This is a genomic window from Pandoraea morbifera, from assembly GCF_902459575.1.
Classification (GTDB): domain Bacteria; phylum Pseudomonadota; class Gammaproteobacteria; order Burkholderiales; family Burkholderiaceae; genus Pandoraea; species Pandoraea morbifera.
Map to the genome: position 1 here is coordinate 143016 of NZ_CABPSD010000007.1, position 21409 is coordinate 164424.

Annotated in this window: 17 protein-coding genes and 1 pseudogene; 12 read left to right on the forward strand and 6 right to left on the reverse strand. The window is 64.8% G+C overall.

Annotation, left to right across the window (positions count from 1 at the left end; translation table 11 throughout):
- Positions 1-9: 9 nt before the first annotated feature.
- The gene (locus tag PMO31116_RS13600; protein WP_150567177.1) at positions 10-1575 is read right to left on the reverse strand and encodes an NADH-quinone oxidoreductase subunit L; all 1566 of its coding nucleotides are present in this window, start codon (positions 1573-1575) and stop codon (positions 10-12) included.
- A 98-nt stretch (positions 1576-1673) separates the two neighbouring features.
- Here PMO31116_RS13600 and PMO31116_RS13605 point away from each other — a divergent pair, with 98 nt between their 5' ends.
- From PMO31116_RS13605 to PMO31116_RS13630, 7 genes and pseudogenes are all read left to right on the forward strand, one after another.
- A complete protein-coding gene (locus PMO31116_RS13605; RefSeq protein WP_150567178.1) occupies positions 1674-2597 on the forward strand; it encodes a LysR family transcriptional regulator in 924 nt (307 codons plus the stop codon).
- A gap of 319 nt (positions 2598-2916) precedes the next feature.
- Positions 2917-3123 (forward strand): annotated as a pseudogene (locus PMO31116_RS24425) (MerR family transcriptional regulator); the annotation flags it as partial.
- Between the two features lie 6 nt (positions 3124-3129).
- Complete coding sequence (locus PMO31116_RS13610) at positions 3130-3888, forward strand: MerR family transcriptional regulator (protein ID WP_246185281.1); 759 nt, start codon at positions 3130-3132, stop codon at positions 3886-3888.
- A 42-nt stretch (positions 3889-3930) separates the two neighbouring features.
- Entirely contained in the window at positions 3931-4662 is a 732-nt protein-coding gene (gene folE, locus PMO31116_RS13615; protein WP_150567180.1) for a GTP cyclohydrolase I, read from the forward strand.
- A 38-nt stretch (positions 4663-4700) separates the two neighbouring features.
- On the forward strand, positions 4701-5381 hold the full coding sequence (locus PMO31116_RS13620) for an RNA polymerase sigma factor (RefSeq protein WP_150567181.1): 681 nt from the start codon (positions 4701-4703) through the stop codon (positions 5379-5381).
- Between the two features lie 34 nt (positions 5382-5415).
- Entirely contained in the window at positions 5416-6969 is a 1554-nt protein-coding gene (locus PMO31116_RS13625) for a cryptochrome/photolyase family protein (protein ID WP_150567182.1), read from the forward strand.
- A 25-nt stretch (positions 6970-6994) separates the two neighbouring features.
- Positions 6995-7693: an SDR family NAD(P)-dependent oxidoreductase gene (locus tag PMO31116_RS13630; RefSeq protein WP_150567183.1), complete on the forward strand. Its 699-nt coding sequence runs from the start codon at positions 6995-6997 to the stop codon at positions 7691-7693.
- A 75-nt stretch (positions 7694-7768) separates the two neighbouring features.
- Here PMO31116_RS13630 and PMO31116_RS13635 read toward each other — a convergent pair whose 3' ends face one another.
- From PMO31116_RS13635 to PMO31116_RS13650, 4 genes are all read right to left on the reverse strand, one after another.
- Complete coding sequence (locus PMO31116_RS13635) at positions 7769-9049, reverse strand: MFS transporter (protein ID WP_150567184.1); 1281 nt, start codon at positions 9047-9049, stop codon at positions 7769-7771.
- A gap of 130 nt (positions 9050-9179) precedes the next feature.
- Positions 9180-10280 carry a M14 family metallopeptidase gene (locus tag PMO31116_RS13640; protein ID WP_150567185.1) on the reverse strand — a complete coding sequence of 367 codons (1101 nt, stop codon included), beginning with the start codon at positions 10278-10280 and terminating at the stop codon, positions 9180-9182.
- Between the two features lie 234 nt (positions 10281-10514).
- Positions 10515-11423, reverse strand: a complete 909-nt coding sequence (locus PMO31116_RS13645) for a LysR family transcriptional regulator (RefSeq protein ID WP_150567186.1) — start codon at positions 11421-11423, stop codon at positions 10515-10517.
- Between the two features lie 141 nt (positions 11424-11564).
- Positions 11565-12920, reverse strand: coding sequence for an MFS transporter (locus tag PMO31116_RS13650; RefSeq protein WP_150567187.1), 1356 nt, complete (start codon positions 12918-12920; stop codon positions 11565-11567).
- A 139-nt stretch (positions 12921-13059) separates the two neighbouring features.
- Here PMO31116_RS13650 and PMO31116_RS13655 point away from each other — a divergent pair, with 139 nt between their 5' ends.
- The 5 genes from PMO31116_RS13655 to PMO31116_RS13675 all read left to right on the forward strand — a co-directional run bounded on the left by PMO31116_RS13655 (position 13060) and on the right by PMO31116_RS13675 (position 19533).
- The gene (locus tag PMO31116_RS13655; protein ID WP_150567188.1) at positions 13060-14070 is read left to right on the forward strand and encodes an asparaginase; all 1011 of its coding nucleotides are present in this window, start codon (positions 13060-13062) and stop codon (positions 14068-14070) included.
- A gap of 18 nt (positions 14071-14088) precedes the next feature.
- Positions 14089-14811: a GntR family transcriptional regulator gene (locus PMO31116_RS13660; protein WP_150567189.1), complete on the forward strand. Its 723-nt coding sequence runs from the start codon at positions 14089-14091 to the stop codon at positions 14809-14811.
- A 326-nt stretch (positions 14812-15137) separates the two neighbouring features.
- The gene (locus PMO31116_RS13665) at positions 15138-17024 is read left to right on the forward strand and encodes a methyl-accepting chemotaxis protein (RefSeq protein ID WP_150567190.1); all 1887 of its coding nucleotides are present in this window, start codon (positions 15138-15140) and stop codon (positions 17022-17024) included.
- 182 nt (positions 17025-17206) lie between these two features.
- The gene (locus PMO31116_RS13670; RefSeq protein ID WP_150567191.1) at positions 17207-17563 is read left to right on the forward strand and encodes a GFA family protein; all 357 of its coding nucleotides are present in this window, start codon (positions 17207-17209) and stop codon (positions 17561-17563) included.
- Positions 17564-17868: 305 nt separating this feature from the next.
- Complete coding sequence (locus PMO31116_RS13675) at positions 17869-19533, forward strand: methyl-accepting chemotaxis protein (RefSeq protein WP_150567192.1); 1665 nt, start codon at positions 17869-17871, stop codon at positions 19531-19533.
- Between the two features lie 211 nt (positions 19534-19744).
- On the opposite strand, the gene scpC is transcribed toward PMO31116_RS13675, so the two are convergent.
- Positions 19745-21241 carry a succinyl-CoA:acetate CoA-transferase ScpC gene (gene scpC / locus PMO31116_RS13680; protein ID WP_150567193.1) on the reverse strand — a complete coding sequence of 499 codons (1497 nt, stop codon included), beginning with the start codon at positions 21239-21241 and terminating at the stop codon, positions 19745-19747.
- Positions 21242-21409 lie beyond the last annotated feature (168 nt).

The window sequence follows — 21409 nt, forward strand, 5'->3', positions numbered from 1 at the left end:
GTCGTCAGTTCAGCGCCGGGCTTCCGCCAGCCGCGAGGCGAGCGCTTTGGGGCTGGCGTGTGCAGCCGCTGCCTGCGCCCACCTTGCGGGCCAGAGCAGCAGCGCCAGGCGCGTGTAACCCTCGTCCAGATAGAAGCCGGCGTAGCTCCAGCGACGCCAGCAGGCGGGCAGGGAAGCCCGGTGTTGCAGGCGTGCCTGGCAGAGATACAGAGCCGCCATGAAGGTCAGCGTGAGAACGCCCAGCCGATGATCCGGCGCATCCTGAATTCCGAGGGGCAGGACGTGTGCGGCCATTGCAGCCAAGGTCAGGCCCGATACGATAAGGAGTCCGAACAGGATCTGGATCAGGCGTGCTGCGGCGCGAGCCGGCGCGGAAGTCAACCACAGTAGCGGTGCCCAGGCCAGTCCCAGCACCACGCACCACCACCAGGGCCAGACGGCGATGCCGGTTACCGTCATTGCCAGGAACACGATCGACGTCGTCACTGCGGGGGCCAGCACGAGACTGCCGGTCATGGGGGCGGCAATCGTGTGCATTGCGCGAGTGCGCGTATCGCGCACGACCGACGAGGCGGACAGGAAGGCATGCGCCTTGTACAAGGAGTGACCGATCAGATGCAGCGCCGCGAGCGTGTAGAGACCCAACGCGCATTCGGCCAGCATGAAACCCATCTGCGAGACGGTCGACCAGGCCAGCCGAACCTTGATGCTGATACGAGTCAGCGCGACCATGCTTGCCAGTACGGCTGTCGCCAGAGCGAGCAGCAGCAACAGATCGCGTGCCGCGTCGGCTTTTTCCAGCATCGGTGCAAAGCGAATCAGCACGAAGCCGCCGAGATTGACCACGCCGGCATGCAGCAGCGCTGACACCGGGGTCGGCGCTTCCATCACCTGGATCAACCAGCCATGTACCGGCAGCAAGGCGGTGCGCAACGTCACCGCGAGCACCAGCAAGACGGCGCTTGCCTGCAGGGGCAAGGACAGACCATGCTGCGCGATGTGTGCCCACAAGTCCGTCAGCGAACCGCTTCCCACCTGCTTCCAGGTCAGCGCTGTCGCGCCCAGCAACATGACGTCGGCCAGCCGATCGGCAATCCGCTTTTTGTGCGCCGCGAGCAGGGCAAAGGGGCGATCCGGGTAAAAGCACAGCAGTCGCTGCAGTGCCAGGCCGACCGCCGCCCAGGCGGCGATCAGCACCAGCCAGTGATCGGCGAGCAGAAGCAGGTGCACGCTGGCCAGAACGGTGGCCAGTGCGCCGAGATAGCGGGGCTGGTTCGCTTCCCCTTCGAGGTAGCGGGCAGAGAACGCCGCGATGACGGTGCCCAGCAGTTGCACCAGCAACGCCAGCGCCAGGCCAAAGCGCGTCGTCGTCAAAACACCCGGCCAAATCGCCTCGCCGGCGCTGACCAACAGCGACATGCCCGTCGAGACGAGTGCGGCCGACGACACCATCAAAAACACGCGCCACTGTCGCCGGGTCGTCCGCGAGCCCAGCCATGTCGCGCCGATCAGTGCAGCCATCAGCGCCGGTGGCGTGAGCACGCAAACGATGCGCAAAACCTCGGGAAAATCCATTGCATGACCCTCTTGAATTACGGTGCGAGGATGATGCTTGCGATAAGAGGTTCTGTAAAATAGATTATAAAGAACAAATTGTTATCAAAAAACGAACAATGGATCTGAATCAACTTAATTTCAATCATCTCTACTACTTCTGGCGCGTGGCCAAGCTCGGCCATCTGACCCGTGCGGCGGAGCGGTTGCATACCTCGCAATCGGCGGTCTCGGCGCAGATTCGACAGTTGGAGGAGAAGATTGGCGACGATCTGTTTGTCCGGGCGGGGCGCCGGCTGACGTTGACCGATACCGGGCAGTTGGTGCTGGCGTACGCCGACAACATTTTTGGGCTGGGCGAAGAGCTGTTGGGGCGCTTGCATGGGCGCTCGGCGGGCATTACGCGCTTGCGCGTCGGCAGCGTGGCCACACTGTCGCGCAACTATCAGGAGAACTGGATTCGGCCATTGCTCACGAACCCGGCCGTTGTGCTCACGCTCGAATCGGGGTTGATGGAGGGGTTGCTGACCCGGCTCATCCAGCATCAACTCGACGTCGTGCTGGCCAACGAGACGGTTCCGGCCGACCCGGATCGGCCATTGCACTGCCAGTTCCTGGGCAGCCAGGCAATCTCGCTCGTGGGACCTGCCAGCGTGTGGGCGTCGAAAACCCTTCGGATCCCGGAAGATCTCGATGACGTCGACATCGTATTGCCCGGCCCGCGCCACGCGTTGCGCGGTCAATTCGACGCGCTTTGCGCCACGGCAGGTGTCAGTCCCAGACTGCGGGCCGAAGTGGACGACATGGCGATGCTTCGCCTGATTGCCCGCGACAGTGGGTGGTTGACCGTCTTGCCCGAAGTGGTCGTGCAGGACGAGCTGCGAACCGGATCGCTCGTCGTGGTGGGGCAATCGACAGCGCTGCAAGAGCACTTCTACGCCATTACGGCGCCAAGGCGGCATCGCATCGAAGTCCTGGAGCAGTTGCTCGCCGGCAAGCGCGACGTCCACAACGAGGTCTCTCGCAAAACCTCCCGGCGCTAGCGCGTCAGCACGAATGCCCTGGCTTTCGCGCTTCCACGACCCCCGCGATCAGACCCCTTTGTCCCTCTCTGCCGGCCTTGGGCGCCGTCGCCGTCCAGCCAATCGCGCTGGCGCGACGTGCGCTGCGCTGACCGGTTCCGCCGTCCTGCCGCCGGCAGCGCAGTTTCCTCCCGAGAGGTGTTGATGAGTTAAAATTCAAACTCAATTTAATATAAATCCAAGAATTTGAGTTTGTTTATTGACTCTTATTTTTCCGTGAGTTAAGGTTTGCGCACAAGTAGCAGATCAAGCGGGAAATTTGTCTGAGACGGAGGACACGGTGAGTTCAGTTCGGCGTTATCGAAGCGGCGAGGCCGCAAAGCTCGTCGACATGCCGGCCGCCACACTGCGGATCTGGGAGCAGCGTTATGGCGTGATTTCTCCGCCCACGAGCGCTTCCGGTCAGCGCCTGTATTCCGACGTGGACGTGAGTCGGCTCAAAACGATCAAGTCGCTGGTCGATCAGGGCCATGCGATCGGCGCCATCGCGCACTTGGACAACGAGCAGTTGAGCCGCTTGGCGAATGGTTCCGCCGTCGTGGCGCCCGCGGTCGACGTGCCGCACGGCGCGAACCTGTTCGTCGTGGGCTTCGGCGAGGTCGCGACGTCCGCCATGCCCGACGGCGTCACATATCAGGTGTTTTCGCGAGCCGAGGCGATTCCTGACGCCGACGCCACGCCCGGCGCTGCCAGCGGCATGGTCGTAAGGGTTGAGGCGTTGCACGAAGACACCGTGCTGTCCATCGTCGCGGCTGCGCGCAGGGCGCACTGCGACCACGTGCTCGTCGTCTATGCATTCGGCACGCGGCGGGCCGTCGATCTTGCCCGTCTGGAAGGCATTCGTCTGATGCGCACTTCCGGTGCTCTGCTTCATGCCGACGAGCTTCTCTCCGATTTCGTGCAGTCTTTGGCGCGCAGCGACACTCGCGGGTCGGCCCGCCAGCGGCTCTGGTCGAGATTGCCGCGCCGGTTCGATGAACAAACGTTGACGCGGCTGACCCGGCAGTCTTCGACGATCGCGTGCGAATGTCCCAAGCATATCGGCGAACTGCTGCTGCAGATCGCCGCCTTCGAGCGCTACAGCGACGAATGCGTGTCGCGCTCTTCCGCCGACGCCTTGCTTCACCAGCATCTGGGCGATGCCGCCAACCGTGCCGTGGCGCTGTTCGAGGACGCCCTGGCGGCGGTCGTCGAGCACGAGGGCTGGTCGGTGCCGGCAACCGTTCCCGCACTACGGCGCGGCGAGCGCTGAAACACGATTCGCATTCGGACCCTCTTCCATCGGGAGCATTTCATGGGCGCAGTCATCGATTCACAGCAGGCCATTACGCAGGGCCCCCAGGAGGGGATCCCGCTGTCGCAGGCGATCCGTCAGCGTCTTCGCAGTGCCGGTGTCCGTTTTCATGCCAACGACAATGTCGCTGCCTACCTTCGCGAGGGCGACGTTGACAGGCTTCAGGACGAAGTCACCGTGCATATCGAGAATGCGCTTCGCGCACTCGTCATCGATGTCGACAACGACCACAACACCCGGGACACGGCCAAACGTGTCGCGAAAATGTTCGTGAGGGAAGTGTTCTCGGGGCGCTACGAGCCGCCTCCGGCGATCACCGAATTCCCGAACATCGGGCAGTTGAACGAGCTCACGCTGATCGGGCCGCTTCGCGTGCGCAGCGCCTGCTCGCACCACTTGTGCCCGATCATGGGGCACGCGTGGATCGGCGTGCTGCCCAACGCCGATTCCAATTTGCCTGGATTGTCGAAATATGCCCGGCTGCTCAACTGGGTCATGGCGCGGCCACAGATTCAGGAAGAAGCGGTCAAGCAGATCGCCGATCTGCTCGAGGAGAAGATCGCGCCGGACGGCCTTGCCGTCGTCATGGAGGCGGATCACTTCTGCATGCACTGGCGCGGGACGAAGGACGACGGCGCACGCATGGTGAGCAGCGTGATGCGCGGGCGATTCCTCGAGGACTCCGCGCTTCGCCGGGAATTCCTGGCGTTGATGGCGTCGCGTTCGCGGTAGGCGCGCGCCGCGGCCCGATCCATTATCGAGATGTCGCCATGACAATCGTCGACGTCACTCAGCCCGCTCCGCCCAGTGCCGCCAAGGCCCGGGGTGTCGCGCCGGCGCTCGGCCCGGTAGGCTCGCCGCCGCAGACGCTCGGATTCAAGGTGCCGGGCGCCCGCGCGCGATCCGCGGCCATCGACAGGGACGCCCTCGCGCACCTGCTCGCGAACGCTCAGCGTGGCGACGCGCAAGCGTTCGCGCAGTTTTACCGGCGAACGTCGTCGCTGATCCTCGGGGCTATCCTGCGCATCGTCAACGGCCGCGCCGAAGCGGAGGATATTCTGCAGGACATCTACATGGCACTCTGGCAGCGCAGCGTCGTGTTCGATGCGCAGCGGGGCGACGTCCTGCCGTGGATATTCACCATCGCCCGCCACAGGGCGATCAATCATCTGCGTGGACAGAAGCATCTCGTGGCGGACGACGCCCTGATGGCATCGCTTCCCTCGGACGCCGCGTCGCCCGACGAGATCAGCCAGACAAGGCGAGCCTCGCGACAACTGAGCGATGCGCTGTCCACACTCTCGGCGCAACAGCGTCAGGCGATCACGGTCGCCTATTTCGGTGGCTTCTCCTATACCGAACTGGCGCAGGTCCTCGGCGTGCCGGAGGGCACGGCGAAGAGCTGGATCCGTCGTGGTCTGGCTTCATTGCGCCAGTTGCTCGATCGATAAGCCGCCGCCTTGCGCCGCGGGGGCGCATCTTGCCATGCATGCTCACGCCGAACCATCGACTCATACCCTGCGCCTGGTGCTGGGAGATCAATTGCATCCGGGCCATCGCTGGTTTTCCCGGGTGGACCCAGCGGTCGTCTACGTATTGATGGAGGTGCGGCAGGAAACCGACTACGTGTTGCACCATGCCCAGAAGATCATCGCCATATTCGCCGCGATGCGTGACTTTGCGCGCCACCTGCGCGCCGGTGGGCACCGCGTGCGCTACGTGGCACTGGATCATCCGAGCAACCGTCAGTCCATCACGGAAAATCTGGCCGCACTGGCCGATCGCTATGGCGCCTGCCGGGTCGAGTGGCAGCAGCCGGACGAGTGGCGGCTGGACACACAGCTCAGCGACTGGGGCGCCTCTCAACCCCTGGACTGGGCGGTGGTGGACAGCGAACATTTCCTGACGCAGCGTGACGAGCTTGCCGCGCTCATGGGTCATCGCAAGCAGTGGCTGATGGAGCACTTCTACCGGCACATGCGCCGCCGCTGGCATTTGCTGCTCGACGCCGACGGCGGCCCGCAAGGTGGTCGATGGAATTTCGACTCGGACAACCGCAAGCGCTGGCCGGGAACGCCGCCAGAGCCGACGGACTGGCGCCCGCGGCACGATCACCGGGCGCTGTGGCAAATGCTGCAGCGCGCAGGCGTACGCAGCTTCGGTGATCCGCAGGCCGACGCGATGCGCTGGCCGGTCAACCGCACGGAGGCGCTGGCCTGCCTCGATGCGTTCATCACGCACGCGCTGCCGCACTTCGGAGACTATGAGGACGCATTGGCCGCCGACGCGCCACGCCTGTTCCATTCGCTTCTGTCTTTCGCCCTCAACGTCAAGATGCTGCATCCGCTGGAAGTGGTGCGGCGTGCGGAGGCCGCCTATGCTGCGGGCCGGGCGCCGCTTGCCGCGGTGGAAGGCTTCGTGCGTCAGATCGCGGGGTGGAGAGAATACGTGCGCGGCATTTACTGGGCGAGGATGCCCGACTACGCGTCGCACAACGCCCTGAATCACGAAACACCCTTGCCAGACTGGTTCTGGAGCGGCAACACCCGCATGCGCTGTCTGCACCTGGCCATCACGCAGTCTCTGCAAACCGCGCATGCGCACCACATCCAACGGCTGATGGTGATCGGCAATTTCGCCTTGCTCGCCCGACTCGATCCGCAGGCGCTGCATCGCTGGTATCTGGGCATCTACATCGACGCATTCGAGTGGGTGGAGCTGCCCAACACACTTGGCATGAGCCAGCGCGCCGATGGCGGACTGATTGCCACGAAGCCCTATGTGAGCAGTGCTGCCTACCTGCGGCGAATGGGCGATTACTGCCAGGGCTGTGCTTACGATCCCATGCAAAAAACCGGTGCGCGCGCCTGCCCGTTCAACGCGCTTTACTGGGATTTCTTTGACCACCATGCGCCCACGCTGCAGGACAACCCGCGCCTCGCGATCGTGTTCCGCCAGTGGCAAAAGATGGACGACGCGCAGCGCGAGGCACTACGTGCGCATGCCGCGCAGTTGCGCGAGCGACTGGACACCTTGTAACGCCCGGCGTTGGGAGAGCAAACCGATGAAATCCCTGGTATCCGGTTACCGCGCTATCGTACTTGGCGCCTCTGGCGCTATTGGCGCTGCGATTTGCCACGCACTGCGAGACGATCCCCGCTGCGCAACCGTGCTGGCACTGGGGCGCACCAGCGTGCCAGCCGTCGACTTCGAGGCCCCGCCGAGCATCGCGGATGCCGCCGCGTCCGTGGCCGAACAAGGTCCGTGGCACCTCATGATCATTGCCACTGGCATGCTCCAGGGGCCGACCGGCACGCCCGAGAAGCGACTCGCCGACCTGAGCGCTCGGCACATGACGAGCAGCTTCGCCGTCAATACCATCGGACCCGCGCTGGCCATCGCGCATTTCGCCCCACAGCTTGCGCGCACCGAGCGCAGCCTGGTGGCCGTGCTCTCGGCCAAGGTGGGCAGCATCGGGGACAATCGCCTCGGGGGCTGGTACAGCTACCGTGCGTCAAAGGCGGCGCTCAACATGGTCGTCAAAACCGCGGCGATCGAGCTGGCACGTACGCACCCGCAACTGGTCCTCGCGGCACTGCATCCCGGCACGGTGGACTCGGCGCTGTCCGCTCCGTTTCGGGGGGCGCAGATCGGGCGCGCGCCGGGCGCCGCCGCTCGGGATCTGTTATCCGTCATCGACAACTTGCAACCCGAGGACAGCGGCGGCTTTCGTGCGTACGATGGCCAGCGCTTGCCCTGGTAGCGGGGGGGAGGCCGGGGGGGGCGGTGGTCCCGACGATCGCGCCGATCCTGGCGGTTCAACGCATGTCGGTACGCGTCAGCGGGCATTGAGCGCGCGGATGCGCAACAGCGCGATCATGCTCAGCACCGCGGCGCCCATCAGGTAGAAGCTCGGCGCAAGCTTGCTGCCGGTGGCCTCGATGAGCCACGTGATGATGAACGGCGCGAAGCCGCCGAAAATCGTCACCGCCAGGTTGTAGGCAATCGACATGCCGGTCGTGCGGGTTTGCGTCGGGAAGAGTTCGCTCAGCAGCGCCGGCATCCCGCCGTAGTACATCACGCTCGCCACCCCGATGCCGATCTGCACCGCGATCATTGCGCCGAACGTCGCATGCAGGTCGAGCAGGTAGAACGCGGGCCATGAAAACAGCAGGATAAGTACGGCGGACGCGAGCATCATGCCGGTACGTCCGTGCTTGTCGGACAGATGACCGACGAGTGGGGCGCCCACGGTCTGGATCACGCCGGTGGCGATGATGGCCGAAAAAACCGTCGACGCCGACACCCCAAGTTGCTTGACTGCATACGTCGGCATGAACAGGATCAGGTAGGCCGAAACCGTGGCGAGGATCACCACGCCGATGGCGAGCAGCAGTCGCTCCTTTTGGCTCGCGAATGTCTGTGCAAGCGGTGAGTGCGGTGTCTCGGTCGCCAGGAATTCCGGCGTCTCGTCCATGTGCGTTCGGATGTAATAGGCGACCGGGCCGATCAGCAGGCCGAACAGGAACGGAATGCGCCAGCCCCAGCTTTGCATCTGGGCGTCGCTCAGATTGCCGGTAAGCACCGCGCCGAAGAGCGATGCGAGCAACGTCGTCATCCCCTGGCTCGACGCCTGCCAGCTCGCGAAGAATCCGCGGCGCGAGGGCGACTGCTCGGCAAGGAATGCGGTGGCGCTGCCGAATTCGCCGCCTGCGGAGAACCCCTGGATCATGCGCGCGAGGACCAGGCCCACCGGTGCGAGCACCCCGATGGAGGCGTATGTCGGCATGACACCGATGATCAGCGTACCGATCATCATCAACAGGATCGACAACGTCAGCGCGGCCTTGCGCCCGGCCTTGTCGGCGTACACGCCGAGCACGATCGCGCCGAGCGGGCGCATGAAGAACGACACGCCGAATGTGCCTAGCGTGAGCAGCAGCGAGACGGTCGAATCGCCCGCGGGGAAAAACAGTCGGGAAATCGTGACGGCAAAAAAACCGTACACGACGAGATCGAACCACTCGAGCGCATTGCCGATGGTGGCGGCGGCGATGACGCGCCACATGGGCGGGGCCGTCTTGGCATTGGCGGGCAGGGCAACAGACACATGATTCATGGCGAATCCTTGATGGGCGAGAAGACTTGCTGAAGCGGCGCGGATGAACAACGAAGCCGGGAGGAGAGGCGATGTCGCAGTTTCACCGCGCTGTCCGCCGTTGGCTGGGGCGCGGGGGGAGGGCGTGACGTCATGTCGCCGCCAATCCGCAAATGGCCTGGAGCACGGCGACCCGGCTCTGCCCGAGGACCATGCCCTTCCATGCGTCGTGATCGCAATAGAATGCCTCGCGCACGCGTTGACGCAGGCCCGCGGCCACGTCGGCCGGTGCGTCGGGGTGCGCGCGCAGCCACGCCTCCCCGCGCAATGCGTCGATGACGGCCTCGAACGGTTGAGTCCCGTACTCCATCGCCATCAGGGTCGCGCGTGCGTCGGGGCAGCATGCATAGATCGTCGAGGCCAGTTGGCCCGTGACGTCGACCGATGCCGATGTGCCGGCGAACGGCACGGCGATATCCGCACCCCACCACCGCCGCGCGCGCTCGACTTCCACCTCGTTGCGACGGCCCGCGAAAATCTTCTCGCCGTGGCCTTGCGGGCCAAGCCCGGTGTGATAGTCGATCCAGCCGATATCGTCATAGCGCGCGGCTTGCGTGCGCAAGACATAAGACAGTGTCTGCAGCGAACGACTTTGCGCCTGCCCGCCGTAGAACAGCCCGTCGGCATGGGTGTACTGTCCGCTCGATACTGCATTGCGAAAGCGCGGCATGCCCTGCTGCGCGATGTACTCGGCGATGGCACGCTCGTTCTGCTCGGTGGGCGGCCACTCGGCGGGCACGAGCCAGTCGTGGACCTCGGCATAGTCGGCGTTGACCGGCAGCGGCGCGGCGCCAAAGGCCTGCGCGTTGCGATTCAGGTCGATGTTGTCCTCGTTGGTTCGGCTGCTCCACGAGAATCCGAACGGGTTCACGGCATGGACCAGCAGCAGCGCCACGCCTGCCTCGGCGGCGCGCGCGAGCATGGGAGCGTCGTTGAGCAGCGCCAACTGGCAGCCCGAACCGCAGTGCCCCTCGGCGCCGTGCGTGGCCGACGTCAGGATCAGGAGCCGGCGGGCATTCGGGGGCGCGATCATCGCCACGTCGGTAAAGAGCGCCTCGCCTTGAGCGCCGCGCGCGTCGACCGGGTAGGCGTCGATCTCGTCGGTGTGTTGCCGCGCCGCACTCAGGAAGCGATCGCGCGCCACGGCGTAGGTCGAAGAAAAGTAGCGCTCGATGTCGTGCGAAGTCGTCATCCTCATCCTCCTCGGACACGCCCCCCGGCTGGCGCCGGACCGCGTATCGGTTGTTGTCGTGACTCGCTCGCGTGCTCGCACCGCGTCGACCCGGAGCGCGAGATGGCGAACGGAGCAGGAGGATCTTAGCGCCGCAACCCTATAGCAAAAAGATAAGAAATTTATTCCTGATATCAGGATTTGTTATCACGTCGCCGGAACCGATTCCGGGCGCGCGGCGCCTTGCGGATCGGCTCAGGGGATGGCTTCCCCCGGGCTCGCGGCGGCCTCGGCCAGACAGGTCATCAGGCAGCGAGCGGCGGGCGTGGGCTGAGACTGGGGACGCGTCACGAGCGAGAGGCTGGCCATCGGCAGTGGCTCCGTCAGGTGAAGCAGGCTCAGATTGGCGATGCGCTGGCGCCGGTCGAGCACCACGCGCGAGAAGATGCCCAGCGCATCGGAATTCTCCATGATGCTCAATGCGGTGACGATCGAGCGGCACGAGATCACGTCCTGCGGCGGGCTCAGGCGGTGGTCGCGGAACACGCGGCTCAGGTAGTCGGTCGCGCTGTCGCCGATGCCCGGCACGAGCCATAGGCTCTCGCGCAGTTCGGCGATCGATTTCGCGCCGCGCAGGGGGTGTCCCTTGCGACCGGCAACGACGAGTTGCATCGGCAGCAGGACGGTGCGGTCGAATCCGTCCGTGGCGCCGCCCCCGAACTCCGTGAGTACGGCAAAGTCCAGCCGTCCGGCTTCGAGCAGGTCCTGGGTGTGCGGCGGCGCGGACTCGCTGATCGTGAGGGCGACTCGCGGCATGCGCTCGCGAAAGCGCTGCAAAGCCTGCGGGAACATCGACAGCGCCGCGGTCGACGAGATCGCGATGTTCAGGCTGCCGCCCGCGCCGTCGCGCATCTGATCGAGTTCGTCCTGCGCCTTGCGCGCTTCCTCGAGAATCAGATGGGCACGTCTGAGCAATGCGTGACCGAACGCGGTGAGTTCGATTCCCTTGCTGCCACGATGCAGCAAGGGCGTCTGGACGTTGCGTTCGAGCTCGCGCATGATGCGCGTGACCGCCGGTTGCGAGAGTCCCAGCACGCGCGCCGCGCTGCGAATGCTTTGTTGCTGGGCGACGATCGTGAAGGCATGCAGATGCTGAAGGTTCATGCGGGTGTCTCGCGCAAGCGCCGGTCGGTGCATGACACCGGCCGGCGCATCGTCATCGTTTTCCTGAGCGGCATCGGCGGATGCCCGTATTCGGTACTCGGGAAATGATATCGCGAGACGCCCTGCGTCCCGATGGCTCGCTCAGGCGGACGCGGGTTTCACGTCGCGGCGATCGAGCGCCGGCCCGACGCCGGGCTTGACCTGCAGCATGGCGATCACGCCGATCGCCGTGGCCACCGAGGTGGCCACGAACATCGACGAATAGCCGTACTTCGCCGAGAGAATGCCGGCGAGCGTGGGCGCCAGCACCGACGCGATGTTCGCGATGAAGTGCATCAGGCCGCTGAACGTACCGACGCGCGTGGGTGCCGTATCGATCACCACCGCCCAGTAGACCGAGTTCGGCAGTGCATTCAGGGCGTTGCCCAGCGTCATCAGCGCGATCACGGCCCACACGCTGTGCGCTTGCGACACCATCAGGAAGCATAGCGTCGTGCACGTCAGGGCCGCGGCCGCAAACCAGCTGCGTGCGATCACGAGCTTGCCCGTCTTGCGATACAGCCAGTCGGAGATGCGCCCGCCGAGCAGCACCGTCACGCACGCGCCCGTCCACGGAATCATGCCCACGTACCAGAGCGACGACAGCGTGAAGTGGAACTCGTCGGCGAGATACTTGGGTGTCCAGGTGAGCAGCATGAAGTTCACGTAGATGAACGCGAAGTAGCCGATCGAGTTGAACACCAGCGTCTTGCTTCGGAAAAAGCTCCACCACGGCATGTCGCTGGCCGCGGCGGCCGCCGTCGTGGTTTGCGCCGGGCGCCCCGCCTGAATCAGCGCCACCTCGGCCGCGTTCACGCGCGGATTGTCCTCGGGCCGGTTCGTATAGACGCGGGCGAACAGCGCGATCAGCACGAAGCCCGCAATGCCTAGCACGACATACATCGTCCGCCAGCTATCGGTGAGCAGCAGCAAGCCGACGGCTACCGGCGCTGTGAGCAACGCGCCAAGCGGCGTGCTCAACAAGCCGATCGACACGGCGAAGCCTCGCTCGGATGGCGACGCCCAGGCCGACATCGTCTTGTTGATGATGGAGTAGGCCGGACCCTCGGCAAAGCCGAACAGCACGCGAATCGTGGCGAATCCGGTCAACGCCGAGCCGCCGAACATCGCAATGCCGATGTCGCCCGCCCAGATCATCGCAATGGCGAAGGCCGACCAGGCAATGCCCGCGATGACCCACACCTTCTTGGCGCCCAGCCGATCCGCCAGCGCGCCGCCGAACAACGCGCCGAACATGTAGCCGTAGCCGAAGTAGCCGAGCACGGCGCCCCAGCCGGCGCGATCGAAACCATATTCGGCCGTGATCTGCCCGGCCGAATACGAAATCGCACCCCGGTCGATGTAGTTCACCAGCGCGATCACCACGATCAGCGCGAACACCGCGAACCGGTATCGCGTCGCCCCAGCGGCCGGATGGCCCACCGTTGTTGGTTGCATGACGTCTCCTCGATGTCGAATTGGCTGCGAAGCACCCGATGCCCTTCGCAAACGATTGTCGATTATATATAATGCACAATGCATATCAACCGAAATCAAAAACACGTCCGTCCCATTTACCTCATCGACTTCGATCAACATGTCCCAATCGCTTCCCGTGGTTGCCGTCGCCTCGCTTGGCGGCACGATCAGCATGACGCCCTCCGACGCCGCGGGCGGCGTCGTTCCCACCCTCGACGCCGAGCAACTGGCCCGCTCGGTGCCGGGCCTGTCGGAGGTCGCGACGATCCGCACGGCGTCGCTTCGCCAACTGCCCAGTGCGTCGTTGCGCTATGACGATCTGATGGAGACGCTCGCGTGGGCGGAAGCGCAGGTCTGCGACGGGGCTGCCGGGGTCGTGCTTACGCAGGGCACCGACACGTTGGAGGAAACGGCCTTCCTGTTGGATCTGTTCTGGAAATTGCCCGCGCCGCTCATCGTGACCGGTGCGATGCGGGCGCCGCAGGCCGCCGGCGCTGACGGTCCCGCGAATCTTCTCGCGGCGGTGCGTACGGCGACGCATTCGGACAGTGCCGGGCGAGGCGTGCTGGTGGTCATGAACGACACGGTTCATTACGCGCGCTGGGTGAGCAAGGGGGATTCGCTGGCGGTCCAGGCGTTCGTGTCGCACGACGGCGGCGTCGCCGCGCGCGTGGTGGAGGGCCGTCCGACGTTCTTCCACGCGCCGCCGGCGCGCCCGGCGCCGCTGGCGCGTCCGGTGCGTGCGTGGCCCAAGGTGGCGTTGGTCACGGCCGTGCTGGGTGACGAGGGCGAGCTCGCGGAGCTGGCCGTCAAGGCCGGTTACGAAGCGGTGGTGATCGCGGCGCAGGGGGCAGGGCACGTGTCGTTCGGCTTCGCCGGGCGCATCGGCGAGCTGACCGCGCAGGTGCCGGTTGTGATCGCCAGCCGCGCCTCGGCCGGCGCCACGGCGTCGCAGACATACGGCTACGTGGGCGCAGAAATCGACCTGGTCCGGCGCGGTGCGCACATGTCCGGCTGGTTGTCGGCGCTCAAGTCCCGCCTGCTCGTGAGCGCGCTGCTGGCCTCGGGCGTGGGGGCCGGCGAGGTGGGGGAGGCGCTGGCAAATTGGAGTAAACTCACGCGTCAATAATCTTCACACGGCACCCCATTGAAAAGCACGTCCTCCGCCGCCTCCGTCGCTTCTTCCGCATCGGCGGGCACGACCGGTCGTCGCCGGCTCACGGCCTATCAGTACGCCATCGAGACACTGCGCACCGAGATTCTCCAGGGCCGGCTCAAGGCGGGCGATCGCCTGCGGCAGGACGACCTCGCGCGCCGTCTGGAAATGTCGACCACGCCTGTGCGTGAAGCCCTGCGCACGTTGGTTTCGGAGGGATTGGTGTTCTTCGACGTTCACCGGGGCGCCGTGGTGCGCGGACTTACGGTGGACGACGTCAATGAGCTTTACCGCCTGCGCAAGACGCTCGAGCCGATGATGGCCGAGCAGGCGATGGCGACGATTCGCGAGGACGATATCGCCCGGGCGCAGGCGTTGCATGCGGAAATGCTTGCGACGTCCGACGTCGTCAAGTGGACCGAACTGAACCAGGCGTTTCACGCCGCGCTGTGGGCGTCGCAGGACGATTCGCGGCTGGCGCATCTGATCAAGACGCTGCGCGACGCCTCCGGGCCGTACATTGCGCTGTCGCTGTACATGCGTCCCGTTCACGTCGAGGTGAGCAATCAGGAGCACCAGAAGATGCTCGACGAATATCGTGCGCGCGACGTGGCCGCTGCCCGTCGTCATACGGAAGACCATCTCGACGCAACGTTGCGCATCATCGTCAAGGCGATCGAGCAATCCGAGGCCGCCGCCGCCGCCCAGGGCTGACCGGCGCACGATCGCCGCGCACGCGGACGGCGTCGGTTATCCTCGTGCCGCGCCTTCCCGCCACACGACTGTCGTCACGCAGTCTCGTCGCGATCGCCTTCGCGCGAATTCGATACTCCTTCGCACCCCTGAAGTTTCGCGATCCGTAGGGATACGTGGATGAATGCGGGCCAACGCCTGTCGAATTGCGGGTTAACACCTAAAGTAATCCCGTCGGCTGCCGTTAGTGCTTGGGTGGAACCCACCACCTCGTGGAGCCGGTGGCCTGGGCGCCGGTCTCCTGTCATTGACCCCCCAATCGCCGCAGGCCCGCCTGTCCAGACAGCATGACAGTATCTTCGCTTAGAACGCGCATCATCCTGATCGCGTGTGCCACCGTGATCGGTGCGCTGATCCTCTCCGGCATGACCACCTATGTCATCGTGCGCAACAGCATGATGGCGACCATCGCCAACACGCTCGACGCCGTCGCGCGTGGCAACACCCTCGCCGTGGAACGTTGGGCGGCGGCCAAGGGCCAGTCGGTCGTGGGCACTGCCGCCGCCGTCGAAAAAGGCGAGCAGGGCGTGGCCCTCACCAGGCTGCTCGGCGCGACGAATGGCTTCCCGATCTCCAGCATCGGCTGGAACGACAAGTCGTACTTTTCGAGCGGCCCCACGCCGCCCGACTACGATCCGACCGTGCGTCCCTGGTACAAGGGCGCCACCGCCGCGGGCAAGCTGACGGTCGTCAAACCCTACGCGGACATTGCCTCGGGCAAGCTTTACGTTTCCTTCGCTGCACCGATCGTGCGCGATGGCCAGACGCAGGGCGCGGTGAGCGGTGCCGTACCGCTCGACGCCGTGCAGGAAGTCGTAAAGGCCGTGCATCCCACCCCGTCGAGTCTGGCGTTCGTCGTCTCGCGCGACGGCCTCGTGATCGCCCATCCCGACGAGAAGTTCATGCTCAAGTCGTCGAGCGATCTCGCGCAATCGCTCACGCCCGAGGCGCTTGCGGCGCTCGAACGGGCCGGCGAACCAATGGAAGTCGGGCTGGGCGGCGCGGACAAGCTGCTCAAGGTGCAGCCGGTGCCGGGCACGGACTGGCTGTTTGTCGTGGCGCTCGACAAGGCCGAGGCGACGGCGGGCCTGTCGCGCGTACTCAGCGCGACGATCGTCACGCTGATCGTGCTCACGCTTTGTGCGATCGGCATTGCCAGCTTCTTCACTTCGCAGGCGTTCCGCCGTCTGTCACAGGTGCGCGACGCGATGGACACCATCGGCTCGGGCGGTGGCGATCTCACCCGACGGCTCGATGTCGTCGGTCAGGACGAAGTGGCGCAGATCTCCCGCTCGTTCAACGCGTTCGTCGACAAGATCAGCGCGGTCATGGTCGACGTGCGCTCGGGCGTGCATGGCATGACCTCGGCCACGAGCGAGATCGAAATGGGCAACCGCGATCTGTCGCAGCGCACGGAAGCCTCGGCCGGGACGTTGCAGGAAACGTCGGCGGCGCTCACGGAGCTGACCGCCAGCGTGAAGCAGACGGCCGAGGCGGCCGAGCATGCAACGCGTCTGGCCAACGACGCGAGCGAAGCGGCCGCGCGCGGCGGCGATGTCGTCACCGGTGCGGTGACGACGATGAGCGAAATCGCCCGGTCGTCGGAGCGCATCACCGAGATCATCGGCGTGATCGACGGCATCGCGTTCCAGACCAACATCCTGGCGCTCAACGCGGCGGTCGAGGCGGCGCGCGCCGGCGAACAAGGTCGCGGCTTCGCCGTGGTCGCCGGCGAAGTGCGAACGCTTGCGCAACGCAGCGCGGCGGCGGCGCAGGAGATCAAGACGCTCATCGAGGCGTCGGTGCAAAACGTCAGGAGCGGCACGCAGCGCGTGCAGGCGGCGGGCGACACGATGGGCGAGATTGTCGAGGGCATCGTGCGCGTGCGCCGCCTGATCGGCGAGATTCACAGCGCGATGACGGAGCAAAGCGCCGGCATCAGTCAGATCGATCGCAGCGTGGCGGAAATGGACCAGTCCACGCAGCAGAACGCGGCGCTGGTGGAGGAGTCCGCCGCAGCGTCTGCCATGCTCAGCGAGCAGGCCCGCAATCTGGCCGAGACGGTGGCGCTGTTCCAATTGCGTGAGCCCGGCCGGCATGGTGTGACGATCATGCGCAACCCGGCCGGCGGATCGCGCGAAGCCCGTCGAGGTCCACCGGCACTGGCCGCCTGAGGCCTGCGTTCGCGCATGACCTGATCCTCAATGGACGAGCCCGGTGCCGCGAGTGCCGGCGCTCGCCCGCACGCCGAAATTGCCGCACAATGGAGCGCACACCGGCGGGTCTCCTCAGTTTCCGCGCTTTTCCCTCTTCCTGTTCCCGCCGGCCCGTTTCCAATATCGTCAGGAGATAAGGCATGGCGAACCAGCAATATTCTGGCGGATGCCATTGCGGCAATCTGCGATTCACCGCAAATGTTGACCTGTCCAAAACAATTGCGTGCAATTGTTCAATTTGTAAAAAGCGCGGATTGATTCTCGCATTTACGGCGATGGATGACTTCTCGCAAACGGCCGGCACGGGAAAGGCCAGGGAATATCTGTTCAACAAGCACGTCATTCGTCATCAGTTTTGTCCTGAATGCGGGGTCGAGGCATTTGCGTTCGGTGAAAAACCGGACGGCAGCAAGATGGCGGCGGTCAACGTGCGCTGCATCGACGACATCGATCTCGATACCGTCCATCCCACGCCCTTCGACGGCGCCAGCAAGTGATCCGGTCGCGCAACATTCATCGCGCGATGACGCACGGAGAATGTTGCGCTTGCATTCGTATTTTTGATGGCGGATTAATAAATATATTGTGTCGCATACGATCGGGGACCGGCTTCCGTTTTCATGAATTTTTCGATGTCGGTGCGAAACGGGTATTCCTTTTCATGTGGCGCGGCGTGATTTCCTAGTGTTGGAAATATATTGAAAACCATAAGGTGAGAATCAGGGGGGAATTGGCTCAAGATCGTCGAATGCCCGCTCGTTAATCAGTGCGATTGTTCGGTTTTTATCGCATTGGAGCAGGCATGAGGTTCTTGGGAAGTCTCAAAATCGGCACACGGCTGAGCATCGGGTTCGCGATCACGCTGATTTTGTTGTGCATTGTGGGTGGCACGGCCGTGTTTCAGGCGTCGCGCATTTACGCGGGTACCCGTGATCTGGCGGATAACTGGCTGCCGAGCGTGCAGACGCTCGGTGAGGCGCAGGTCGCCGCCAACGCCACCCGTCGTGCCACGCTGGCGATGCTGCTGACGACAGTCGACAGCACGCGTGTCGACGAAACGAACAAGCGTCGCGCGGCGATCGACATGATGACCGGGACGCTCGAGCGCTACAACGGCATGGTGGCTTCCGACGAGGATCGGCGCGCCTACGACGCCGTGCGTGAAGCCTGGCGCAACTACCTCGCCATCGATAACCGCATTGCCGAACTGTCCACGGGCGATGACGACGCGAAGGGGCAGGCGCGCACGCTGGCCATGACCGATGCGGTGACGGCGTTCGCAGCACTCGGCCAGCGTCTGGCCGAGCACGTGGCCGTGAACCGGGCCGGTGCCGTGGCTGCGACGGACGCCGCCGCCACCAACTACCACACTGCCTTTGTCGCCGCGCTCGTGCTGATTCTCCTGGCGCTTGGCGTGAACACGGCGATCGCGCTGCTCATCACGCGTTCGATCACGGTGCCCGTCGGACGCTGCGTGGACATTGCACAAACGGTGGCGCGCGGCGATCTGACCTCGCGCATCGAAGTGCAGGGCAAGGACGAGCTCGCGCAATTGCTCGGTTCGCTGCGCGACATGAACACGAAGCTCGCGAGCGTTGTCGGTCAGGTGCGCAACAGCAGCGAGAGCATTGCCACCGGCTCGGCACAGATCGCCGCCGGCAACACCGATCTGTCGGCGCGAACGGAACAGCAGGCGGCGTCGCTCGAGGAGACGGCGGCGAGCATGGAGGAGCTGACCACCACCGTGAAGCAGAACGCCGACAACGCGGAACAGGGCAATATGCTCGCGACCAACGCATCGCATATTGCGCAGCGTGGCGGCGAAGTGGTGCGTCAGGTGGTCGAAACGATGCGCGAGATCTCGGAAGGGTCGGCACGCGTCTCGGATATCACGAGCGTGATCGAGGGGATCGCCTTCCAGACCAATATTCTCGCGCTCAACGCGGCGGTGGAGGCGGCGCGCGCGGGCGAGCAGGGTCGAGGTTTCGCCGTGGTGGCGGGCGAAGTGCGCACGCTGGCGCAGCGCAGCGCCAATGCGGCGAAGGAGATCAAGGAGCTGATCGACGCCTCGACGCGTCAGGTCAGCGACGGCGCCAAACTGGTCTCGGAAGCGGGCACTACGATGGACGAGGTCGTTCACGCGGTGAAGCGCGTGACCGACCTGATGGCGGAAATTGCTGCGGCATCCACCGAGCAGCGCACCGGCATCGAGCAAGTCAATCAGGCGGTCATGCAGATGGACGCCGTGACGCAACAGAACGCGGCGCTGGTCGAGCAAGCGTCGGCCGCCGCCCAGTCGATGGCCGCCCAGTCGAGTGGCCTGCGCGAACTGGTGTCGGTGTTCCGTGTCGATGGCGGTGAAAATGCGGCGCTCCCGTCGCGACGCGCCTCGTCCGGCCAGGCGCCGCGGGACGCACGCGTTGCCCAGGTGTCGCACCACGCCCAGCCCGGGCGGCTGAGCGCCTGAGTTCACGTCGGCGGCAAGAAAAGGCGGCCCGCCTGCGCATGCCGGCGAGCCGCGAATGCCGAGGCGCTCTCACCAGCGCCCGGCCCATGGAACCGCATGCGTCCCATGTGCTGTGCGGCATCGACTTGCCGGTTGGCGTTGTCGATGCCGGCGGAATCGGTCCGCGCTCAGCCGAAGCCCCGGTGAGCGGCCGGCACCGACGCCCCCTGCGTCACTTCCCCGCGAGCATCGAGCCGCGCTCGCGCAGATTGATGTGCAGGTCGAAAGCGCGCTCGAGCGCGTGCGGCGTCTGTCCGCCATAGCGCAGTGCGTCGCGATAGTAGTCGCGCAGCACGTCGCGGTAACTCGGGTGGGCGCAATGGTCGATCACCAGGTTCACACGCTCGCGCGGCGCGAGTGCGCGCAGATCGGCGAGACCCTGCTCGGTCACGATAATGTCGACGTCATGCTCGTTGTGGTCGACATGCGGCACCATGGGAACAATGCTCGAGATCTTGCCGTCCTTGGCGATCGACTTCGTGGCGAAGATCGCCATGCGGGCATTGCGGGCGAAATCGCCCGAGCCGCCAATGCCGTTCATCATGTGCGTGCCGCCCACATGGGTGGAATTCACGTTGCCGTAGATATCCGCTTCGAGCGCGGTATTCAGCGCGATCAGACCGAGACGACGAATGACTTCGGGATGGTTGCTGACTTCCTGTGGTCGCAGCACGAGTTTGTCGCGATAGCGCTCGAGGTTCTTGAACACGCGGTCCTGAACAGCTTGCGATACCGTGATCGACGACCCCGATGCGAACACCATCTTGCCCGCGTCCATGAGTTCGAAGGTCGAGTCCTGGAGCACCTCGGAATACATCGTGAGATCCTCGAAGGGCGATTCGAGGAAGCCCGTGAGTACCGCGTTCGCGATCGTGCCGATGCCCGATTGAATGGCGGGCAGCGTGCGCGGCAGGCGTCCGCGCGAGACTTCGTGCTGGAAGAACTCGATCAGGTGGCCCGCGATCCTCTGCGTTTCGGCGTCGGGCGGCAGTGCGTTCGATGCGCTGTCGGGCGTGTCGGTAATGACGATCGCCGCAATCTTCTCCGGGGCGATCTTCACCACGTTCGTGCCCACTCGGTCGCGCACGTCGACGATAGGCAACGGCGCGCGGTGCGGGCGCTGGCCCGGAATCCAGATGTCGTGCATGCCCTCGAACGCGAGCGGTTGCGCGAGGTTGATCTCGACGATGACCTTGTCCGCGAGAATCGCGAAGCTCGCCGAATTGCCGACTGACGAGCTCGGCACGAGTCCGCCGTCCTCCGTGATGGCCACGGCTTCGATCACCGCCACATCGAGCCCGCCGAACTGGCCGGCACGCAGGAACTCCACCGTCTCCGACAGATGCTGGTCGACGAACATGACCTCGCCGCGATTGATCGCGCCGCGCAACGTCGTGTCGACCTGGAACGGCAGGCGCTTGGCAAGCACACCGGCCTGCGTGAGCGTCTTGTCGGAGTCGTGCCCCAGCGATGCCCCGGTGATCAACGTGATCTTCATCGGGTGGGCCTTTGCCCGCTTCGCCAGCGCAATCGGCATGTCCTTGGCGTCGCCGGCGCGGGTGAATCCGCTCATGCCGACCACCATGCCGTCGCCGACCAGCTTCGCGGCATCGTCGGCGCTCATCACCCGGTCGCGCAGCGACGCCAGGCGGATGCGATCTTCAAACATCGTGACGCTCCTCGTCTCTCTTATTCGAATCTCTTGAATTCGGCGCGTGGCCCGGAGATTCTCGGGCGCGGTTTGCGCTTGACTCGAAGTGTATTGACCCATCGGTCACATTTCCAATATATTGAACATCGTGTTTTCATACTTTTCATGTATCGGCGGCGCAAAGCC

Coding starts and splice junctions, on each gene's coding strand:
- folE (WP_150567180.1), top strand. CDS start 3,931: ATGGGCGCAGTCATCGATTCACAGCAGGCCATTACGCAGGGCCCCCAG.
- PMO31116_RS13630 (WP_150567183.1), top strand. CDS start 6,995: ATGAAATCCCTGGTATCCGGTTACCGCGCTATCGTACTTGGCGCCTCT.
- PMO31116_RS13655 (WP_150567188.1), top strand. CDS start 13,060: ATGTCCCAATCGCTTCCCGTGGTTGCCGTCGCCTCGCTTGGCGGCACG.
- PMO31116_RS13645 (WP_150567186.1), bottom strand. CDS start 11,423: ATGAACCTTCAGCATCTGCATGCCTTCACGATCGTCGCCCAGCAACAA.
- scpC (WP_150567193.1), bottom strand. CDS start 21,241: ATGTTTGAAGATCGCATCCGCCTGGCGTCGCTGCGCGACCGGGTGATG.
- PMO31116_RS13635 (WP_150567184.1), bottom strand. CDS start 9,049: ATGAATCATGTGTCTGTTGCCCTGCCCGCCAATGCCAAGACGGCCCCG.
- PMO31116_RS13600 (WP_150567177.1), bottom strand. CDS start 1,575: ATGGATTTTCCCGAGGTTTTGCGCATCGTTTGCGTGCTCACGCCACCG.
- PMO31116_RS13665 (WP_150567190.1), top strand. CDS start 15,138: ATGACAGTATCTTCGCTTAGAACGCGCATCATCCTGATCGCGTGTGCC.
- PMO31116_RS13620 (WP_150567181.1), top strand. CDS start 4,701: ATGACAATCGTCGACGTCACTCAGCCCGCTCCGCCCAGTGCCGCCAAG.
- PMO31116_RS13605 (WP_150567178.1), top strand. CDS start 1,674: ATGGATCTGAATCAACTTAATTTCAATCATCTCTACTACTTCTGGCGC.
- PMO31116_RS13640 (WP_150567185.1), bottom strand. CDS start 10,280: ATGACGACTTCGCACGACATCGAGCGCTACTTTTCTTCGACCTACGCC.
- PMO31116_RS13625 (WP_150567182.1), top strand. CDS start 5,416: ATGCATGCTCACGCCGAACCATCGACTCATACCCTGCGCCTGGTGCTG.
- PMO31116_RS13675 (WP_150567192.1), top strand. CDS start 17,869: ATGAGGTTCTTGGGAAGTCTCAAAATCGGCACACGGCTGAGCATCGGG.
- PMO31116_RS13670 (WP_150567191.1), top strand. CDS start 17,207: ATGGCGAACCAGCAATATTCTGGCGGATGCCATTGCGGCAATCTGCGA.
- PMO31116_RS13650 (WP_150567187.1), bottom strand. CDS start 12,920: ATGCAACCAACAACGGTGGGCCATCCGGCCGCTGGGGCGACGCGATAC.